20 protein-coding genes and 1 riboswitch are annotated in these 19,550 nt (G+C 45.9%); of the genes, 14 read left to right on the plus strand and 6 right to left on the minus strand.

Annotated elements, in window-relative coordinates:
- Positions 1-6: 6 nt before the first annotated feature.
- From rpiA to G343_RS0103765, 4 genes are read left to right on the plus strand one after another with little or no spacing between them, the layout of a single operon-like run.
- On the plus strand, positions 7-660 hold the full coding sequence (gene rpiA, locus G343_RS0103750) for a ribose 5-phosphate isomerase A (RefSeq protein ID WP_020006777.1): 654 nt from the start codon (positions 7-9) through the stop codon (positions 658-660).
- A 15-nt stretch (positions 661-675) separates the two neighbouring features.
- Complete coding sequence (gene hxlA / locus G343_RS0103755; protein WP_020006778.1) at positions 676-1,290, plus strand: 3-hexulose-6-phosphate synthase; 615 nt, start codon at positions 676-678, stop codon at positions 1,288-1,290.
- A 60-nt stretch (positions 1,291-1,350) separates the two neighbouring features.
- Positions 1,351-2,088 (plus strand): glycerophosphodiester phosphodiesterase, encoded by a 738-nt coding sequence (locus G343_RS0103760; protein ID WP_020006779.1) that lies wholly within the window; start codon positions 1,351-1,353, stop codon positions 2,086-2,088.
- Positions 2,089-2,136: 48 nt separating this feature from the next.
- Positions 2,137-3,648: an FAD-dependent oxidoreductase gene (locus tag G343_RS0103765; protein ID WP_020006780.1), complete on the plus strand. Its 1,512-nt coding sequence runs from the start codon at positions 2,137-2,139 to the stop codon at positions 3,646-3,648.
- A gap of 89 nt (positions 3,649-3,737) precedes the next feature.
- Here the strand turns inward: G343_RS0103765 and G343_RS0103770 are convergent, their stop codons facing one another.
- The 3 genes from G343_RS0103770 to G343_RS0103780 form a co-directional block, all read right to left on the minus strand.
- Positions 3,738-4,097 (minus strand): DoxX family protein, encoded by a 360-nt coding sequence (locus G343_RS0103770; protein WP_020006781.1) that lies wholly within the window; start codon positions 4,095-4,097, stop codon positions 3,738-3,740.
- Positions 4,098-4,471: 374 nt separating this feature from the next.
- Positions 4,472-5,785 (minus strand): nucleobase:cation symporter-2 family protein, encoded by a 1,314-nt coding sequence (locus G343_RS0103775; RefSeq protein ID WP_020006782.1) that lies wholly within the window; start codon positions 5,783-5,785, stop codon positions 4,472-4,474.
- Positions 5,772-6,371 (minus strand): xanthine phosphoribosyltransferase, encoded by a 600-nt coding sequence (locus G343_RS0103780; protein ID WP_020006783.1) that lies wholly within the window; start codon positions 6,369-6,371, stop codon positions 5,772-5,774. The genes G343_RS0103775 and G343_RS0103780 overlap by 14 nt, the downstream gene beginning before the upstream one ends.
- A gap of 125 nt (positions 6,372-6,496) precedes the next feature.
- Positions 6,497-6,597, minus strand: a riboswitch (purine riboswitch).
- A 178-nt stretch (positions 6,598-6,775) separates the two neighbouring features.
- Between G343_RS0103780 and G343_RS0103785 the strand changes: the two genes are divergently transcribed.
- From G343_RS0103785 to G343_RS0103800, 3 genes are all read left to right on the plus strand, one after another.
- Entirely contained in the window at positions 6,776-7,603 is an 828-nt protein-coding gene (locus tag G343_RS0103785) for an SDR family NAD(P)-dependent oxidoreductase (RefSeq protein WP_020006784.1), read from the plus strand.
- A gap of 33 nt (positions 7,604-7,636) precedes the next feature.
- Positions 7,637-8,041: a DUF805 domain-containing protein gene (locus G343_RS0103790; protein WP_020006785.1), complete on the plus strand. Its 405-nt coding sequence runs from the start codon at positions 7,637-7,639 to the stop codon at positions 8,039-8,041.
- A 134-nt stretch (positions 8,042-8,175) separates the two neighbouring features.
- On the plus strand, positions 8,176-8,454 hold the full coding sequence (locus G343_RS0103800; protein ID WP_020006786.1) for a hypothetical protein: 279 nt from the start codon (positions 8,176-8,178) through the stop codon (positions 8,452-8,454).
- A gap of 52 nt (positions 8,455-8,506) precedes the next feature.
- Here G343_RS0103800 and G343_RS0103805 read toward each other — a convergent pair whose 3' ends face one another.
- Both G343_RS0103805 and G343_RS0103810 read right to left on the minus strand, forming a co-directional pair.
- Positions 8,507-9,442 (minus strand): DMT family transporter, encoded by a 936-nt coding sequence (locus tag G343_RS0103805; protein WP_033426521.1) that lies wholly within the window; start codon positions 9,440-9,442, stop codon positions 8,507-8,509.
- A 171-nt stretch (positions 9,443-9,613) separates the two neighbouring features.
- A complete protein-coding gene (locus G343_RS0103810) occupies positions 9,614-10,042 on the minus strand; it encodes a pyridoxamine 5'-phosphate oxidase family protein (protein WP_020006788.1) in 429 nt (142 codons plus the stop codon).
- Positions 10,043-10,163: 121 nt separating this feature from the next.
- Here G343_RS0103810 and G343_RS0103815 point away from each other — a divergent pair, with 121 nt between their 5' ends.
- Genes G343_RS0103815 through G343_RS0103830 form a run of 4 tightly spaced genes read left to right on the plus strand, consistent with a single transcriptional unit; the run spans position 10,164 to position 15,161 of the window.
- Positions 10,164-11,318 (plus strand): M20 metallopeptidase family protein, encoded by a 1,155-nt coding sequence (locus G343_RS0103815; RefSeq protein ID WP_020006789.1) that lies wholly within the window; start codon positions 10,164-10,166, stop codon positions 11,316-11,318.
- 30 nt (positions 11,319-11,348) lie between these two features.
- A complete protein-coding gene (locus G343_RS0103820; protein WP_020006790.1) occupies positions 11,349-11,930 on the plus strand; it encodes a nitroreductase family protein in 582 nt (193 codons plus the stop codon).
- A gap of 21 nt (positions 11,931-11,951) precedes the next feature.
- Positions 11,952-12,107, plus strand: a complete 156-nt coding sequence (locus tag G343_RS15545) for a hypothetical protein (protein WP_020006791.1) — start codon at positions 11,952-11,954, stop codon at positions 12,105-12,107.
- Positions 12,108-12,146: 39 nt separating this feature from the next.
- On the plus strand, positions 12,147-15,161 hold the full coding sequence (locus G343_RS0103830; RefSeq protein ID WP_020006792.1) for an efflux RND transporter permease subunit: 3,015 nt from the start codon (positions 12,147-12,149) through the stop codon (positions 15,159-15,161).
- Positions 15,162-15,257: 96 nt separating this feature from the next.
- On the opposite strand, the gene G343_RS0103835 is transcribed toward G343_RS0103830, so the two are convergent.
- Positions 15,258-16,112 carry a prephenate dehydratase gene (locus tag G343_RS0103835; RefSeq protein ID WP_020006793.1) on the minus strand — a complete coding sequence of 285 codons (855 nt, stop codon included), beginning with the start codon at positions 16,110-16,112 and terminating at the stop codon, positions 15,258-15,260.
- Positions 16,113-16,542: 430 nt separating this feature from the next.
- Here G343_RS0103835 and G343_RS0103840 point away from each other — a divergent pair, with 430 nt between their 5' ends.
- The 3 genes from G343_RS0103840 (at position 16,543) to pepT (ending at position 19,550) form a co-directional block, all read left to right on the plus strand.
- Positions 16,543-17,604 (plus strand): D-alanine--D-alanine ligase family protein, encoded by a 1,062-nt coding sequence (locus G343_RS0103840; RefSeq protein ID WP_020006794.1) that lies wholly within the window; start codon positions 16,543-16,545, stop codon positions 17,602-17,604.
- Positions 17,605-17,663: 59 nt separating this feature from the next.
- On the plus strand, positions 17,664-18,173 hold the full coding sequence (locus tag G343_RS0103845) for a GNAT family N-acetyltransferase (RefSeq protein WP_020006795.1): 510 nt from the start codon (positions 17,664-17,666) through the stop codon (positions 18,171-18,173).
- Between the two features lie 153 nt (positions 18,174-18,326).
- Positions 18,327-19,550 (plus strand): peptidase T, encoded by a 1,224-nt coding sequence (gene pepT, locus G343_RS0103850; RefSeq protein WP_020006796.1) that lies wholly within the window; start codon positions 18,327-18,329, stop codon positions 19,548-19,550.

The following is a 19,550-nucleotide window of genomic DNA, read 5'->3' on the forward strand; positions in this document are numbered from 1 at the left end:
TTTTAATTGAAAAAAGCATATGGACTTTTGAATGAACGCATCAACGATGAATCTATTATTGGCATGGGTTCGGGGACAACCATCGCCGGGTACATCCCGGCGCTAAAACAATATATCATGGAGAACGGTTTGAATGTCAGATTTTTATCCACATCCAAAAAGACGGAAAATCTGCTGGAAGCGCACAATCTCGAAGTGATCTGCAATGCTGACGATATCGATCTGACAATAGATGGTGCGGACCAGTTTGACCCTCATCTTAACGTCATCAAAGGCGGCGGCGGTTCACTTCTGAGGGAGAAGCAGATTGGTTATTATTCCGAGGAGATCCATATCATTGCGGATCGTAAAAAACTTGTGGCTGATTTCGATGGTGTCGGCATCCCTGTTGAACTCAACCCGTATCTTTATGAAATGACTGTCATAGAAATAGAACAAAAAACAGGGGCTGAAACAACGATGAGAAAGAACGGTACGGCGTTATTCGTGACGGATAACCAAAATTATATCGTCGACTGTACTTACGAGAAACAAGGGGATCTAACCTGCCTGCATAACAAACTTCTGAACATCCCCGGGGTTGTGGAAACTGGTATTTTTGACCGGCATATCGCACAAATCATTGCATTTGATGACAGCGATGTTGAAATATTTAATTAAAACGAGGTTATTCTTATGAAGTTGCAAATTGCACTGGACAGACTGACGTATGACGAATGCTTTCATATTCTGGGGCAGGTCCATGAGTCTGTGGACATTATTGAAATAGGCACCGGTGTCATTAAAGCGTTTGGTCTTGGCATCGTGAAATCAGTCAAAGAAAGATATCCGGAGAAAGAAATTCTGGCAGATGTGAAGATATGTGATGCCGGCCAGAGTGAGAGTGAACAAGCATTTCAATACGGCGCTGATATTATTACAGTCATGTCATTTGCGGATCAGGACACTATCCGATCGTGCCTTAAGACAGCTGATGCCCATGGCGGGGAAGTGGTCGTCGATCTGTTGAATAACAGTAAAGATTCAGTGATCAATACGCTCCGGCAGATTGGAGTGAAGTCAGTCAGCGCGCATATTGGGAAAGATCAGCAGAAAAATGCAGATGCGTTCCCGGGATTTGAAGCACTCAATCCTGCTTCGTTTAAAGTGTACATGGCCGGCGGCATCAATGCAGAGAATGTCAGACGATTTTCAGCCATGCACCCTTCAGTGATTATCGTGGGCGGCGGTATAACCAAAGCAGAAGATAAAGAAGCTCAGGCTGCTCTGATCAAGTCCATCATTGAATAGATGGGCAAATGCGGGCAGGAAATTTTCATTTTCTTTAATTTCGACACAAGGAGCGGAAATATGACAAAGGTATTCGGCCACAGAGGAGCGATGGGGACATATCCGGAAAATACGATGCTTGCTTTTAAAAAAGCTGTTGAAATGGGTGTCGACGGGCTGGAAATTGATGTCCATCTCACCAGGGACGGGGAGATTGTTGTCCTCCATGATGAATATGTCGACCGCACGACAGATGGCTTTGGGGCGGTTAAAGATATGACACTTGAAGAAATCAGGCAGCTCAGCGCAGGCAGCCGGTTCAATGAGTTTGTGAAGTATGCAGCGTTCTGGGATAAGGAAAGGATTCCTTTATTAAGTGAAGTATTAACACTGGTCAGGGCAGCGGATATCGAACTGAATATCGAATTGAAGACTTCTGTATTTTTATATAATGGGATTGAAGCAAAATTAAATACGCTGGTCCGTGAATTCGATCTGGGATCAAAAGTGATATATTCCTCCGTGCATCTGCCTTCCCTCAAACGTATGAAGGATGTTGATCCAAACGTAAGAGTGGCATGGCTGTCAAAGACCGCCCCGCCAATGCTCTGCGATTATATCAGCACTTTTGACCTTGATGCATTTCACATTTATGGTGAAGCAGTGCTGGCTGAGCCGGAACGTGTTAAAGGTGTTGAAGACAAGGTCCGTGTATGGACGGTGAATCATACGGAAAATGCACAGCCGTTCATTGAGATGGAAATTGGCACAATCATGACGGATTATCCTGAAGAAATTATTGCGTTACTGGAGGCATGAAAAATCATTGAACCGGGAATGGGATAAGAAAACCCGAGAGGGATGGTTATGATGGACAAAAAAGTACTGGTTGCCGGCAGCGGCCCAACAGGCCTTGCGATGGCAGCGGGTCTGGAAAAACATGGTGTGCCATTCAGGATCATTGACAAAGCGCCTGCGCCCGGCGGTGAATCAAGGGCGATGATTGTGCATGCCAGAACACTGGAAATGTATGATCAATTCGGACTTGCGGAGGAAATGATCAATCGCGGTATTATATTGAATAATGTATCTTTCTTCAATGAAGGCAAACGACGGGCACGGTTCAATCTGGAGGATATCGGGGAAGGACTCAGCTCCTTTCCGTTCGTCCTATCTTTACCTCAGGATGAACACGAACGGATTATCACAGACTACTTAAAGCGCAGAAATATTGAAATAGAATGGGAAACTGAGCTGATCGACCTCGAGGAGACAGAAGGTACGGTAAAAGCAACGATTGAAAAGCAAGGGTCAAGAACCATTGATGAATATGAGTACGTGGCAGGATGCGACGGTGTCGGAAGCACGGTGAGGAAATCGCTTGACTTCGATTTTCCGGGCGGTACTTACGAAGAAATGTTTTTTGTTACAGATCTTGTCAGCAAATATGATATCGACGGGGTCCAGGTGCACCTGTTTGAAGCGGGATTCGCTCTTTTATTACCAGTCAGAACGACCGGGTCGGTAAGAGTGATCGGCCTCGTGCCTGAAAATATTGTCAGGCAGGCAGAAGATATCGGGTTTGAAGATATAGAAGCGTATCTGAAGGGGAATATCGGTATTACCGCAAGTAAAGTGAATTGGTTTTCCACTTATAATGTGCACCACAGAGTCAGTGAAAATTTTAGAAGAAGTAATGTCTTCATCCTTGGTGATGCCGGACACGTGCACAGTCCGGCAGGCGGCCAGGGGATGAACACCGGCATTGGGGACGCGATGAACCTTTCATGGAAACTGGCAGAAGTCATTGATGGGAAACTGGACAGAGAAGCATTGGCGACCTATGAACCGGAAAGAATCGCATTCGCCAGACTCCTTGTCAATACGACTGATGAGGTTTTTAAGGCAATGGTGGGATCCGGCAGTGTTTTTGCCTCACTCAGGGGCTTCATCCTGCCGAATGTCATTCCCGGTCTGCTGAACTACAAGAGATGGAAAAAGATGATGTTCCGGCTGGTTTCCCAAATCCATATCGATTACAATCAAAGCGATTTATCAAAAGGTAGAGCCGGCAGACTCCGCGGCGGCGACCGGCTGCCATGGGTGCCATATTATGATGGTGATAACCATGATGCGTTGAAAAGCTTTGAATGGCAGTACCATCTTTACGGTCAGACCAGTGTAGAAATGAGAAAGCATATAAAAAAATCCGGCATCGAACTTCATGAGTTCAACTGGACCGCAGAAGTTCGCAGCGCAGGCATAAAAAAGAATACGGTGATGCTTGTGCGTCCGGATGGATATATTGCAGTCATCGATAATGAAAATAATGTCGAACGGTTCTTTGAATATGTACAGACGTATTTGAAAGGCTTTTAAAGCCCGGTGGATAAAAAAACAGCGAAACCTCTGGCTCCTGGAGGATTCGCTGTTTTTCATATACTTTTGAATGTTTTGTTTCCGGAAAATCAAGAATTGGACGTTTTGATATCCCCAATCATTTTCACCATCAGCGGCTGAAGCGGAAGCCTTGCCAGCAGTCCCCATTTCGGGTAATTTTCCAGGCCGAGTGTCTTCCTGTGTGTATACATATAGATGTTTGCCGGGAACACCGCCCACAAAAAGAATTGCATTCCTTTTATCAGACACTGATTTACTTTATTGAAAAGTAATAATATGCCGAATGTCAACTCAACCGCGCCTGTGAAAAAGGCGATAAATGTTTTGAATGGAATGACAGCAGGCGTAATTTTCGCGAATTTTTCCGGCTGCAGGAAATGTGCAGCAGCTGCGATTGTAAAAACCAGTCCCATGAAAATGCGTGTCATCAAAATACAACTCCTAAGTTCTGATGGAGTATATTATATGTCAGTTTTGGGATGAGCACAAACGAAAAACATAGCGTCTGGCGTATTATTAATGCTTTAGGAGTGCTTCGCGTGTATTCGATTTACAATCGAGGATAAGGGGCGGCGTTCTCTTGTATTCGATTTGTGATCGAAGATAAGCGGCAGCGTTCTCTTGTATTCGATCCGTGATCGAGGATAAGCGTCGGCGTTCTCTTGTATTCGATCCGTGATCGAGGATAAGCGTCGGCGTTCTCTTGTATTCGATCTAAAATCGAGCACAAGCGGTGAGGCTTTTTTCCCAGAATCACTAAATTCCCCAAAGACCCGTGATCTCCGGGGAATTTTACTCAGTGTCATCCTGTGACATGCTGTTCTGTCACTTCCGCCTGTGTTTCAACACTTGGTGATCGCCTCAGATTAAAGAGGAGATTCAGTACAATTGCTGACAGGCTGCCGAGGACGATGCCGCTGTCTGTTAATACTGAGATGCTGTCCGGCAATGCCGCGAAGAGTTCTGGTACTGTGGTGACCCCGAGTCCCATGCCAATTGAAATAGCTACGATCAGGAGGTTTTCCTGTTTGGAAAAATCTACGCTGGCGAGCATCTTGATGCCGTATGAAATGACCATCCCGAACATTGCAACCATCGCGCCGCCAAGTACGGGTGTCGGTATGGCAAGGGTGAGTGCGCCAATTTTCGGTACGAGTCCGAGTATGATCAACATGACACCTGCGATATAGATGATACTGCGGTTTTTCACGCCGGAAAGCTGAATGAGTCCGACGTTTTGTGAGAATGTGGAGTATGGAAATGAATTGAATATGCCGCCGAACATAATTGCTAATCCCTCAGCCCGGTACCCCCGTTTCAGATCTTCTTCTTTCAAGTCCTTATCTGTTATATCGCCGAGTGCGAAATAGACGCCGGTGGACTCAACTAAACTGACAATCGATACGAGGATCATCGTCAATATCGGTGCCAGATGAAATTCGGGCATGCCAAAGTAAAACACCTGAGGCAGATGGAACCATGAACTTTCTCCGACTGCCGAGAAGTCCACGAGTCCGAATAATGCGCTGACTGCCGTACCGGCGATGATGCCGATTAATATTGCAATGGATTTTATGAACCCTCTGCCAAATTTAAAAATCATTAGTATGATGAATAAAGTCCCGAATCCCAGCGCAAGGTTGGCAGGAGTACCGAAATCCGCACTGCCCTGACCGCCGGCGACGTCGTTCATGGCAACAGGAATCAGCGTAATGCCGATGATCGTCACGACGCTGCCGGTAACGACCGGCGGGAAAAATCTACGCATTTTGCTGAAATATTTTGCAATGAGAAAGACAAAGAGCCCTGAAACGAGTATTGCACCATAGACGGATTCAATACCATATGAATTGCCGATCGCGATCATCGGTCCGACGGCTGTGAAGGCGCAGCCGAGGACGACCGGCAGCCCGATGCCTGTAAAGTTATTCCTCCATACCTGCAACATGGTTGCGATTCCGCACATCAAAATGTCAATTGCAATCAGATAAGTCATCTGGGCATTATTGAGACCGATGCCCGCGCCCACGATCAAAGGGACAATGACCGCACCTGCATACATCGCGAGCACATGCTGGAAACCTAAGGAGAGTGATCTTGCTTTAGATATTTGCATGCGTATGCGCTCCGTTTTCAGTAAATTTGATACTGCCTTCAGCCATCGACTCGATCCGGGCCAGCGATTCTACGCGATGACCGTTCGCCCGCAGCATTCTGCCGCCTTCCTGAAATGCTTTTTCGATGACGATTCCAACGCCGGCAATCCCTGCACCTGATTGGCTGACAATGTCGATCAGTGCATCTGCAGCCTGACCATTTGCCAAAAAATCATCAATGACAAGCACACAATCGTCCGCCTGTAAAAATTTGCCCGAAACTGAAATCTGATTTGTCTCCTGATTTGTAAAAGAATATACTTCTGCCGTCAGCAGACCGTCATTCAATGTCAGGGATTTCCGTTTTCGTCCAAACACGACCGGTACGTCCATGAGCAGACCCGCCATTACTGACGGGGCAATGCCTGAAGATTCGAGCGTCAGAATTTTAGTGATATTGGCATCAGCAAATCTTTCTTTGAATTCCTGGCCGATTTCATACATTAATTGCGGGTCTATCTGATGATTCAAGAACTGATCGACTTTCAGCACAGATTCAGACAGGGCAGTGCCTTCTAACAAAATCTTTTCTTCTAAACGTTCCATTTTTTCACCTCAAGAAATATATATTCCGCTAAGCAGATAAAAATCCCGAAACCATAGCTCATCACAGGATGAGCAATAGCTTCGGGATAAATATGAATGAGATTTAAAACTCAATTCAAAAAGCGTCCGCATCATTACTCACCCATAGTCGGACCATTTACGGTGTCCGGTAGAAACTCGCAATCCATATTATTGCTATTATATGAGTGGTTCGTTTTTAAAGATAATTATTATTGTAACATCATTGACGAACTTTTCAAGAATGAAAAAGATTAAAGTTCATAAATTGATGTAAAAAATCATATTTATAATATAAAAGTTCGTGTTTTTTACCATTCATAATGTGGGGCGGTATTATGTTATAATACAATCAATTGTTTATACCGAAAAAATGGGGGATTCGAATGAAACCAATATCAGAATGTACGGTTTTAATCACAGGAGCCACCAGCGGTCTTGGCAGGATGACAGCGGAATGGTTTGCACAAAATGGCGCAAAGGTACTGTTGCATGGCAGAAATGAGGAGAAAGGGTATAGAATCCTTGAAGAAATAAAGAATACCACTGGCAATCAGAAACTGGCGTATTTTAATGGAGACTTCTCCTCTCTGGCTTCTGTTGCTCAACTCGCTGAAAAGATTGTATCAAATGAAAGGGAACTGGATATTCTGATCAATAACGCAGGAATCGGCGGCGGACCAAAGTCCCGAAATGAGCGGGAAATCAGCAGGGACGGCTTTGAATTACGCTGGGCAGTGAATTATCTGGCTCAGGTGCTGATGACCCGGAAGCTGGCCCCGCTATTGAATGATGGTTCCAGAATCATCAATGTGGCATCGATTGGACAATCTGCCATTGATTTTGATGATTTGAATATGGAGGAAACCTATGAAGGATATTTGGCTTATGCCCGCAGTAAGCTGGCTTTGATCATGTTCACGTTTGACCTTGCTGATGAATTGAAAGACAGAGGTGTAAATGTGAATGCTCTTCATCCATCTACACTGATGGATACAAATATGGTTGATAAACATTTTGGAAGCGCCCAGAGCACAGTGGAACAAGGATTAGATGCAGTTATATTCCTTGCAGCTTCAGAAGATATAAAAGATGTCACAGGGGAATACTTTGACGGCCGGAAACATTCAAATGCTGCCTCACAGGCGTATGATAATGCAGCCCGGGAAAATTTGAAGACGATTACCCAGGAGAGTCTTAACAGCTTTATTTAGCAAACCCCGTATAAAATGACTGGAGGGTTAACAATGGGCCGGATAATGGTCGAATTTTTTAAGAAAACTTTTCAATACAGAGGGCGCGCGACGAGAAAGGAATTCTGGATTCCGAATATCATATTGATGCTCATCGGGATCCTGTTGAACTGTTTCAATCGATACAGGGGGATCAGGGGACTGGAGGATATGGCTGCAGCTGCAATTATCCTGCCTTCCATCAGCCTGACTTCAAGACGCTATCAGGACGCAGGGATCTCAGGCTGGTTCCAGCTGCCGCAATATTTGTCAATCCTGCTGCTGCCGGTCATATTTATGAGGGTTGCCAAACGATGGCTGAAAATGGCGGTCATTACGGCTATCGCAGCGTTTAATCTCCTCGGCTTCATCTTTACACTGCTGCCTGGGGAAGGGGATAATAAATATGGGAAGGGCTGATGCTGAGGTATCAGCCTTTTTTAATGGTCATTCCGCATATCATGATCTATTTCGCAATCATTGTGTGGATGTTAATATTAACAGGCATGGTTATAAGACTCACCCACAGCTACTTTCACAGAGAGGGATAAGTTATGAAAAAGACATTGCTTGCCTTGTCAATTTTAAACGTTATATATTTTATCGTTACTGTATTCATAGATAATGACACCAGCCTGTACATGCTGCCATTCGGATTACCGCTTCTGATTGCCTTTGTTCTGCTGTTTGCAGGCATCATTTCTTTATATTTTAAAGGGAAACAAGGAGCGGCGGCCAAAAGCAGAAATATGAGTATCTGGATCGTGTCAGTCAATCTGATCAGCATGCTGGGCATTGCCATTCTATTCGGCAGGATGCTGTTTAATCTTTAAATGAAAATATCCGGGTGAGGATACGAGCAGTATCTGTCATCCGGATATTTTCTTAAGACAGCTGAAGTATCAGGATGCCGGATAGGATCATGAGCACACCGATGACCCGTCTCATGTCCACGGCCTGTCTTGGGATGCCAAGCAATCCGAAATGATCGATGAGCAGTCCCATGAGCATCTGGCCAAAAATGGTGGTCATCAGGGTCAGGGTCGCTCCCAGATGCGGCATGAGGATGACGTTCGTTGTCACGTAAACGGCACCGAGCATCCCCCCTGCAAAATGCCATGGTTTTATGGCACCTGCTTTTTCACTGGATCCTGATATTTTAATGTTGCCGGTACTGAGGACAGAAAGAAGGAACAATGCGGCTGTACCGACGATAAATGAAATGAAGGCGGCCAGCAGGAATGAATCCACTTCAATTCTGAGCGCACTGTTTACAGCTGTCTGGATCGGCGGCATTGATCCTGTAAAAAGACCGAGCAGTAGCCAGGCGTTAGAACTGCCGGACGCAGCGGCCCTGTCCTTTTTCTTTTTGTAGTTCATGAAAATGATGCCGGCAATCATGAGGAGGATGCCCGACACTCTATAGACGCTGATCGGCTGCACTGCGGCATCGAACCATCCGAACGTATCGATGAGGAGACCGATGATCATCTGACCGGCGACGGTCATGATCACTGTCAGTGCCGCACCGATTTTGGGCAGCAGAATCATGTTGCCGGTCAGGTAGATAACGCCCATAATACCGCCGACAAACCATATGTATGAAATATCGTGGCTGAATACGAACTGAGGCGAAAGCTTCCCCGGATTGGCAAATAAATTGAATATCAGTAAAAACACGGATCCGATGAGGAAAGAGTAGAACGATGCGACGATTAAAGAACGGGTGAAGCTGGCCAGCCGGCTGTTGACTGAAGTCTGGACCGGTACCAGCATACCGGCGATGGTGCCTAATATGATCAGCGGGATCAAATCATTCATCTCCTTCAAAAATGCATATCTAATTATTTTATAGCAGAAAGTCTATAGAGGCAACTCACTTTAAGCTTCGCTTTGTTAATCGTCGCAGTTTTTGCCGGTATTAAAAATTTCCGGAATCAACCCAAAAACATAAAATTTCCGCCGAAGTATGACGGCGGAAATTTTATCCAGTTATTCGGTAAAGTCTACAAACTCGGGAGTGTCCACGTTGTCATCATTCATGATTTTGATTCTCTCAGGGGTGATTTTAATGACTGTCAGCTCCGGATCTGCTTCCGAATCAAAGTATGTCTTGTCCTGGTTTTGCCATAACCAGTCGATGGTCTCCGTATTTTCGACCACTTCGACTTTACCCATGATTTCCAGAAAGCTCTGGTTGCTCGTCTCTTCGTATCCCAGTAAAATATGGGTGAGTGGATTATCTTTAATTTCTTCTACTTTCAAAGAAGTTTTATCTGTTTTTGTATAAAGGGTGTGCTCATCATTATAAAAAATCATATAACGGCTGTTGGGCACATCATTAAAGGCTGTGGACATGACCCCCACTTTAGAAACAGCCAGTATATTTTCAATTTCTTCAATTAGTTTCGCTTTTTCCATTTCTTTATCACCTCCCTTATATTTTCCCGCATGGAATTGGTGTAAACGTATTTCAGTGTTATATACTATGGAAGACTGATATGCTCGGTATAATTGATTATGGTACAAGGAGGTATCTGAGATGAACGAAACATTGAAATCTGAAATAATAAAATGGCGCAGGCATTTTCATAAATATCCAGAAGTGTCGTATAAAGAATACGAAACATCTAAATATATAAAAAATGTACTGGAGACTTTTGATGGCATTGAAGTATCACAGCCGACAAAGACGAGTGTGCTGGGGGTATTGAAAGGCAGCGGTGATGGTAATACTGTGCTCCTTCGCGGGGACATCGATGCCCTGCCTGTTAAGGAAGAAACCGATCTGGCGTTTAAATCACAGCATGAGGGCGTCATGCATGCCTGCGGGCACGATGCGCATGCGGCGATGCTGCTCGGTGCTGCTAAAATACTATCCGGGATGAAAGCGCAGATTAAAGGTGAAGTCAGATTTCTTTTCCAGCATGCAGAGGAGGATTTCCCGGGAGGCGCCGGAGAACTGGTTGAGCTGGGAGTGGCTGATCTTGTTGATTTCGCTTTTGCGCTTCATGTATCACCGGACTATGAGACTGGTTATTTCTCCGTCAGAGACGGCGTTTACTGTGCCTCGGCGGATGATTTCAGGATAAAAATATCCGGGCGCGGCGGACATGCTGCCATGCCGGACGCTACGATCGATCCGATCATCATCGGGTCGGAATTCACAATGAGTCTGCAGACTGTAGTTTCAAGAAAAATTTCTCCGCATAACGTACCGGTCGTCTCTGTGACGAAGTTCCACAGCGGTGCGGCGATGAATGTCACCCCGGAGACGGTTGAAATCGGAGGGACAGTCCGTTCCATTGATGAACCCTCCCGAGTGAAGGCACGCGAAGAAATAGAACAGATTCTGAAAGGGGTTACGACTGCGCATCGGGCATCTTACACGATCGACTGGGACATCGGGTATCCTTCGGTGTTCAATCATGCCGAAGCGGTGGATATTACGAGGTCGGCGGCAGCGGAAGTGTACGGGGCGGATAAACTGATAAAAGTGGATCAACCGATATTTGGCACGGAGGATTTTTCTTCATTTTCCCAGGCAGTGCCATCATCGATGCAGTTTATCGGGATGCATGACCCTGAGCGGAGTGAGTCATTTCCGCTGCACCATCCTAAATTTGAAATTGATGAAAATGGTCTGGAAAACGGTGCAAATTATTTTGTTGAAGTGACAAAAAGATTGGTAATGTAGTATGAAAAAATGTGAACAGGAGCGATAAATATGGAAGTAACAGATGCGATTTTCACAAGAAGGTCAGTGGGTAAAGTAAAGGACAGCCCCGTAGACAAGGAAAAAATTGAGACCATGCTTGAAGCAGCCACATGGGCGCCCAATCATCATTTGACGGAACCTTGGAAGTTCTTTGTGTTGAGTGGTGACGGCAGAATTCCATTGTCCCGGGCACTAAAGGATGCAGCTTATCATCGTGTACCGGAACCTGATTCTGATTCGGGACAGCAGCGTATTGAAAGGATTGCTGGCAAACCGTTCAATGCACCGACTGTCATCGTTGTTTCACTGTCACCATCGGACAGTGAAAAGGCTGTTTACATCGAGGATGTCTGTGCTGTGGCTGCGGCCACACAAAATATGCTGCTTACGGCACATGGCCTGGGGCTTGGAGCGATGTGGAGAAGCGGTACTATCTATGATACAAAAGCGGTAAGAGACTACTTTAGACTGCGTGAAGACGAAGAGATTTTAGGATTAATCTTTGTCGGGGAACCCGACATGAGTAAAGAAAATGTGACACGCACACCGTTCAATGAAAAAACAACATGGGTTGACAGCGATGATCAGTAAGCGTCAATTGGAGGAATTTTAATGAAGATTGCCGCGACGATATGCTATGCAGCAGGAACGTTAATCATGTTCGGTACCCAGACCGTTTTCCCGGACGGACTCATTGTGCCTGGATATATGGCGGTTTTCCTGCTCTTTGTAGCCGGCTTATACTTGACCTTCAGTGCCGAAGATTAAAATCAGTACCACATACTTATATAAAAATGAGGCGCTTTAATGAAAAAATTATATGAACGATTGATGGGGAGAAGCCTGCTTTTTATTATCCTTATATTTACCGTATCAATCATCGGTGTATACACTTTTTTAACGATTGATCAGCGTGAAATCCCGGAAACTGAAGCCAATCTGATAAATGTAACGACGCCGTGGCCGGGTGCGGATAAGTCTGACGTTGAGCAGAACGTCACCAATGTGATAGAGGCGGAAATTTTCAGTGCCGAGGGAATTGAAAGTGTGTCTTCTGTATCGCAGGATGATACGTCAGTGGTCACACTCGAACTGACCGATGATGCAGCACCTGACGATGTATTGAATGACGTCAATAATCTGGTCAGCGGTGTATCCGGTGAACTGCCTGAAAATGCAAATGAACCCGATGTGCAGTCAGTGACGAATTCGTTCCCGCTATTGAGTTATCAGATCACTGCTGATGATGGGGGGTCACTTGACGGCATCCGTTCCGACCTGGAAGACCTGGAACGTGAAGTGACGCAGATGGAAGGCATCGACAGCGTGACGATTAAAGGATATAACGATTATCAGTATGAGGTGCAGCTGGATTACGACAGTATGGTTGAAAATCAGCTGGATCCCAATTCGATCAGCAGTGAAATTGAGTCATCACTTAATCCCGTGATCCTGGGAGAGGAAACTGACAATGAAGAGACGATCAGGATGTCATTCCAGGATGAAACACCGATTGAAGTGTTGGAACAGGTCAGGGTTGGGGAAGAGAACATTCTGTTAACTGATGTCGCAGATGTTGAGCAGGTAGAAGACCGGCCGGAAGACATTGTGGAACACGAAGGCGACAGGGCGGTATCCTTCACTGTATTCCTGGCCGGCAACCAGGATGTCCCGAGTGTTTCCAGGGATGTGGAATCTCTGGTCAACGACGGTTTTGAACAGCTGCCTGAAAACATCAATATAGACACTATTTCATCAGAGAGAGAAAATGTAGAGGAAATATTCATCGGTCTGTATATGTCGCTCGCCCTGGCACTGGTTGCTGTCATCATAGGGACATCACTGGGGCTTTCATGGTTTGGTTCCATCACGGTGATGGTGACCGTACTTCTGTCGGTTCTGATCGGCCTGATACCGGTACCCTGGCTGGGGGTCGACCTGAACCAGATATCAGTGATCGGCCTGATTATTGCGCTTGGGATATTGGTGGATGATTCCATCGTTATCAATGACAATATCGAACGCCGGTTCAACCTTGGGGACACCCGGATGAACGGGGTCTACAATGGGGTGAAAGAAGTGGCGCCATCAGTCGTCGCTTCGACCCTCGCCATCGTTTTTACATTTTCACCGCTGCTGCTCCTGTCCGGGGCCAACGGGGAATTCATCAGGGCGCTGCCAAGTATTCTGATTACCACGATGATCGCCTCGACGATACTGGCACTGACATTTGTGCCGGCAGTGAGATATCTGATCGTTAAACGGAAAACCGCTGAACATCCGGGCATCATCGGTAAAGTATTTACATGGGGGAGTGACTTCTATGCGGACAAGCTCCTGCCCGGAGTTGTCCGAAGACCGTTCATTTCATTCCTGACTGTGCTGGTTATTGCCCTTGCCTCAGTGGGATTGATCCGCTTTACACCGTTTGAGTTCTTTCCGGAGGCTGACCGCTCCGAAGTGACGGTTGACCTGATTTTCGAAGATGGGCAGACAATTGAGCAGACACATCAGGATACTGAGGCAGTGATGCAGTATCTCACCGAGGAGCTGGAGCATTTGGAATCTGCTTCCATATTTACCGGCGACGGACTGCCCAACCTGTTTGGGGCTTCCCTTGATCAATCAGGATCAAATACATCACAAATCGCTCTGGAGATTGATAAGGCGCAGATGAGTGCCTCAGCCACCATCGATGAATATCAGTCTCAGGTGAGAGCGGCATTCCCTGAGGCGGAAATATTCATGGAGACCATCGTCCAGGGACCGCCTGAAAGTGCACCGATAACCATTGAAATATTGAATGAAGACCTGGATACATTGAATTCAGATATCAGTGAACTCACATCTGAACTTGAAAATGAAGGGGCAGTTGTGACTTCAAATATCGGCGATCCGGTCAGAACGATGAACTACAGCATTGATTACGGTGCGCTCGAAGAAAATGACATTTCAGTCTCCCAGGTCAAAAATGAACTGGGCATGATTTCTGAAGGGATTCCGATTCAGGAGGTCATTGTGGATGATGATTCCAGGGAGACTTCTTTGAAATATTCCGAGGAATATGAAATTGATAATGTGGACATCGTAAGTATGAGCGGCGGAGACACGGAGACCTTCCCGCTGACTGATTTTGTCAGTACCGAGGAAAGTGAAGATACGCAGTATATCCAGCACAGTAACGGGGAACGCGCAGCTGAGCTCTCCGTGTATGCTGATGATGAAGCAGCTGTGAATTCTATCATCGATGCATACAGCGCAGACGCTTCAGATGGTACAGAAATCACCACAGGCGGCGAGTCTTCCGAGCAGACGGACTTCTTTATCGAGATAGGGATTTTATTCTCTGTCATACTTGTACTGGTTTATCTTGTCATTGCGGTTGAATTCAATTCCGTGGTCATGCCGCTCATCATCGTATTCAGCATCTTCCTGGCGTTCAGCGGCGGCATCATCGGTCTCTTTGTGACCCAGACACCGATCAGCTTCCTTGGTATCATGGGCATGGTTTCACTCTCCGGTATCGTCGTCAGGAACGCAGTGGTACTGCTCGACTTTATCGAAGCGAGACGTAAAGATGAAACATTCGATATTCACCAGGCCATTTACGAAAGCGGACGGGCAAGATTCAAGCCAATTGCATTGACCACAATCACAAGTATCATCGCCCTCGTGCCGGTAGCTCTTGGCGGAGACGCACTATTCGTGCCGCTTGCAGTCACAATCATTGCAGGAATTGCATTCTCGACAATCCTTTCCATGATCGCAACACCAGCACTGTATTATCTGTACTGCCAGGCCAGATACAGAAACAAATCGTAAAATTGCATGAACGGTTGAGGCCGCTCATTATGATTTGCCCCCTCTCGGTTTACAGATGAAATAAAAAATCTGTAAACCGAGAGGGGGTTTTTTATATCAATCATTGATCGTCACACTTTCGTAGGCCGGGATTTTCCCTTTGACATAAGTGCCGAGCAGATTAAGATATCTGCTGACTTGACTGATATCTTCCAGTGCTTCTGCCAGTTTCGTATCTGCTCTGCCTTTCTCAACATCGATGAAAAATCCGTAGGAGAACGGTTTGTGCTGGATCGGCCTGGAGGTCAGATTCAACAGGTTGATTTCATATTTCTTGAAAATCTCGAGTATCTCACTGAGGGATCCGGTGCTGTGGCCGGACTCAATGTAAAGGGAGGTTTTATCCGTTCCCTGCCGGCTGGCCTGTGTCCCTTTTCTGAAGAATAAAAAGCGAGTGGTATTCAGCGGATTGTCACTAATGTTTTCCCGGATGACGGACATGCCGTACATCTCTGCTGCATGGGCACCGGCAATGCCGGCGATATCCGTTTCCTCAGCCTCTTTCACCATTTTCACAGCTTCAGCTGTATCCGAGTACTCCATGACCTCGATATTCGGGTAGCGGCTCAAATATGCATAGCATTGCTCAAGTGCCTCTGGGTGCGAATACACTTTACTGATATCAGCCATATCCATGGGCGCCTTCATGATCAGTGCGTGCTCGATTTTAATGTATATTTCTTCCACGGCAGACACTTCCAAATATTTCATCAGGTCTATCGTCCGTGTGATCGGACCACTCGTTGAATTTTCAACCGGCAGGGCGATATAATCAAGTGTCTCGTCCATCATCGCTTCCACAAGGGTTCTGAAAGTCGGGTATCCTATCATTTGACAGTCCGAATCCTGGGCGAATTTTTTGCATGCCAGCTCGCTGTAGGAACCTTCGACACCCTGATAACCAATTAACATAAAACCACTCCTCGAATATAGTTCATAAAAAAAGCCATTTTTCATCCTCCGGCTGAGAGAATCCAAATGGTTGAGAAGATAGATAAAAACCCAGCCACTTAGAATCCCATGCGGCTGGATTTTGAAAATTGCGCATCCAAATCAGCCATCATAGATATATGCTTACGCCTATACCCACAATGGAATATAGACGCTATCTAAAATAGCTGAAGAAAAATTGATTCAATTGAGTTTGCATATAGTCATGTGACATGTCGACCACTCAATTCTTTTAAGATTGTAATAAATGATATCAACACCGTTTATGAAAGTCAATAATTATGACTAAATATTTTGATAAGTTGAATATTATCAGTTATTTGAGGAAAGAGAAACCGCAGATATGGTATTATGAAAGAAATTGAAATGGTGAAGCCGAGGAGTGTTAGTTATGAGGAAATTAAACGTGGGCATTTTGTATGGCGGACAGTCGACAGAGCATGAAGTGTCGATGCGTTCGGCTGAGAGTGTGCTTAATGCTTTGGACAAAGATAAATACAATATAAAGCTGGTACATATATCCAAGGCAGGGGAATGGCTTTTAAATCCTCAATCGGAAACGGTTGAGCGTCTGGATGGTACAGACGGAGCGAAAAGTCTGTCCATTGTTCCTGCGAACCAGATGTCTTCAGAAAATGGACCGGAAAATTTCGATGTCATGCTGCCGATCTTACATGGGACAGCCGGTGAAGATGGCAGTGTCCAAGGGCTTCTCGAGCTTGCAAATATCCCGTATATCGGCTGCGGCGTCAGAAGTTCCGCAGTGTGCATGGATAAAGATATGACAAAGCGGCTGCTGAAACTCGAGGGCATCGGTGTTGCTGATTGGACGGTTTTCCATTACGGGGAAAAAGATGCTGTTGATTATCAGCCGGTGAAAGAAAAACTCGGTCTGCCGATGTTTATCAAGCCTGTGAACCAGGGTTCCTCTGTCGGTGTGTCCAAAGTGGATGATGAGCGGACTTTCTACGATGCGCTCGGCCTGGCTTTTGAGTTTGATATGAAAGTGATGGCTGAGAGCGCTGTCGACGGCAGGGAAATTGAAGTATCTGTGCTGGGCAACGCTGATCCCGTCGCCTCGCTGCCCGGGGAAATCGTGGCAAATACTGATTTTTATTCCTATGAATCCAAATATATCAACGAGAGTGGTGCGGCGCTTGAGATTCCGGCCACACTGGATAAAGAGACATCAGACCGCCTCAGGAAAACAGCTTTGGACGCATTTAAAATACTCGATTGTGAAGGTATGGCAAGGATAGATATGTTTCTCGATAAAAACGGACAGGTCGTTGTCAACGAGATCAATACCCTGCCCGGATTCACAAACATCAGCATGTACCCAAAGCTGCTTGAAATTTCAGGGATAGAATATCCGCATCTTCTGGACCAGCTGATTGAACTGGCGTTGGAGAGGTATAATCTCAAGAGTCATCTGAAGACGGATATAATGTAGGAGACAATCCAGGGTTTTACAGACTAATCATAGTCATTACACAAGGGGGAGATCACACGGTGTTCAAATTAAAGAAAGCGGCTGAAGCAGATGCATATGATATCGCAAAGGTGCAGGTGGACAGCTGGCGGACGACGTATAAAGGGATCGTCAGCGATGACTATCTGAAGAATCTCAGCTATAAGAAAAGAAAAGAAGTATGGGAACTGGCAGTCATTCAGAATACGGCATTTCTGCTTGAATCTGACGATGGAGAAATTGTGGGGTTCGCCATCGGCGGGCCTGAGCGATCTGAAGAGTATGTGGGATATGATGGTGAATTGTATGCCATTTACCTGTATGAGCACGCCCAGGGCAAAGGCGGCGGCAGCATGCTGTTTGATGCCGTTGTTGAAGATCTGTTGGAACGTGGATTTGAAAATATGATCATTGCAGTGCTGGAAGATAACCCGGCTTGTGAGTTCTATGAAAGGATGGGCGGAGTGGCTATCGCCAAAGAGGAAATCAGCATCGGCGGCAGCCAGCACACAGAGCTGGTCTACGGCTGGAGAAATATAAAAGAGTTGTGATATCAACGGAAGACAGCAGTGTTGAGGTGCTGTCCCTTTTGTTTTGCAATTTTTCATGAGTTTGTTTGATTTCATTCTGCTGACTGGTTATGGCATGATATAACTGTATGTTTATATTCAGCAAATATTTTGAATAATTTTGGGGGAAGGGAAATGAAAGATCGATTAATTGAACGGCTGACTACATATGTGAAAATGGATACGCAATCGGATCCGGAGAGTGACACGATCCCCTCCACTAAAAAGCAGCGGCATCTGATAGAATTGCTTGAAGATGAATTGAAATCCATCGGTATGGAAGAGGTGGAGAGCGACGACAATGGTTACTTAATGGCGACATTGCCTGCAAATACAGAAGGCGCACCGATCATTGGGTTTTTGGCGCATGTGGATACTTCTCCGGATTTCACAGCTGCAAATGTCAACCCGCAGGTGATTGACTACGCGGGCGGAGACATCGTGCTGAACAAAGCGGAAGATATCATATTGTCGGATGAGGCCTTCCCGGAACTTGCCGGTTACAAAGGACACACGCTGATGACTACCGATGGAACGACACTGCTTGGGGCGGATAATAAGGCAGGTGTTGCTGAAATCATGACGGCGATGAAGTACCTGATCGACAATCCGGATATTAAACACGGTAAAATCCGGGTGGCATTCACGCCGGATGAAGAAATCGGCCGCGGACCGCATCGGTTCGATGTGGATCGTTTTGGTGCAGATTTCGCTTACACAGTGGACGGCGGACCTGCCGGTGAACTTCAATATGAAAGCTTCAATGCAGCTTCAGCGAAGGCCACTTTTATCGGTAACAGTGTGCATCCAGGGACTGCCAAGGGTAAAATGGTGAATGCCGGTATGATGGCTGCAGAATTCATTACAAAATTCGATCCTGAAGATACGCCGCAGTTTACTTCAGAATATGAAGGCTTCTTTCATCTGACAAAAATGGGCGGTTCAGTTGAACAGACGACAGCCGAGTACATCATACGCGACTTTGATAAGGAAAAGTTCGAAGCCCGCAAACGGCGGATGGAATCGAATGTCCGGGAAATCCGGGACAAATACGGCCGAGGCCGTGCGATGCTGGATATCCATGACCAATACTACAATATGAGAGATAAAATTGAACCGGTCATCGAGGTTGTCGATTATGCAAAAGAAGCGATGGAAACGTTAAACATTGAGCCGCTGATCAGGCCGGTTCGCGGGGGAACGGATGGTTCCCAGTTATCCTATAAAGGCCTGCCGGCCCCCAACCTTTTTACAGGCGGAGAGAATTTCCATGGGAAGTTTGAGTACGTATCAGTGGATACGATGGAACAATCGGTAAAAGTCATCGTGGAAATCAGTAAAATTGCTGCATATCGCTAA

It is taken from the genome of Salinicoccus albus DSM 19776 (assembly GCF_000385175.1).
Classification (GTDB): Bacteria; Bacillota; Bacilli; order Staphylococcales; family Salinicoccaceae; genus Salinicoccus; species Salinicoccus albus.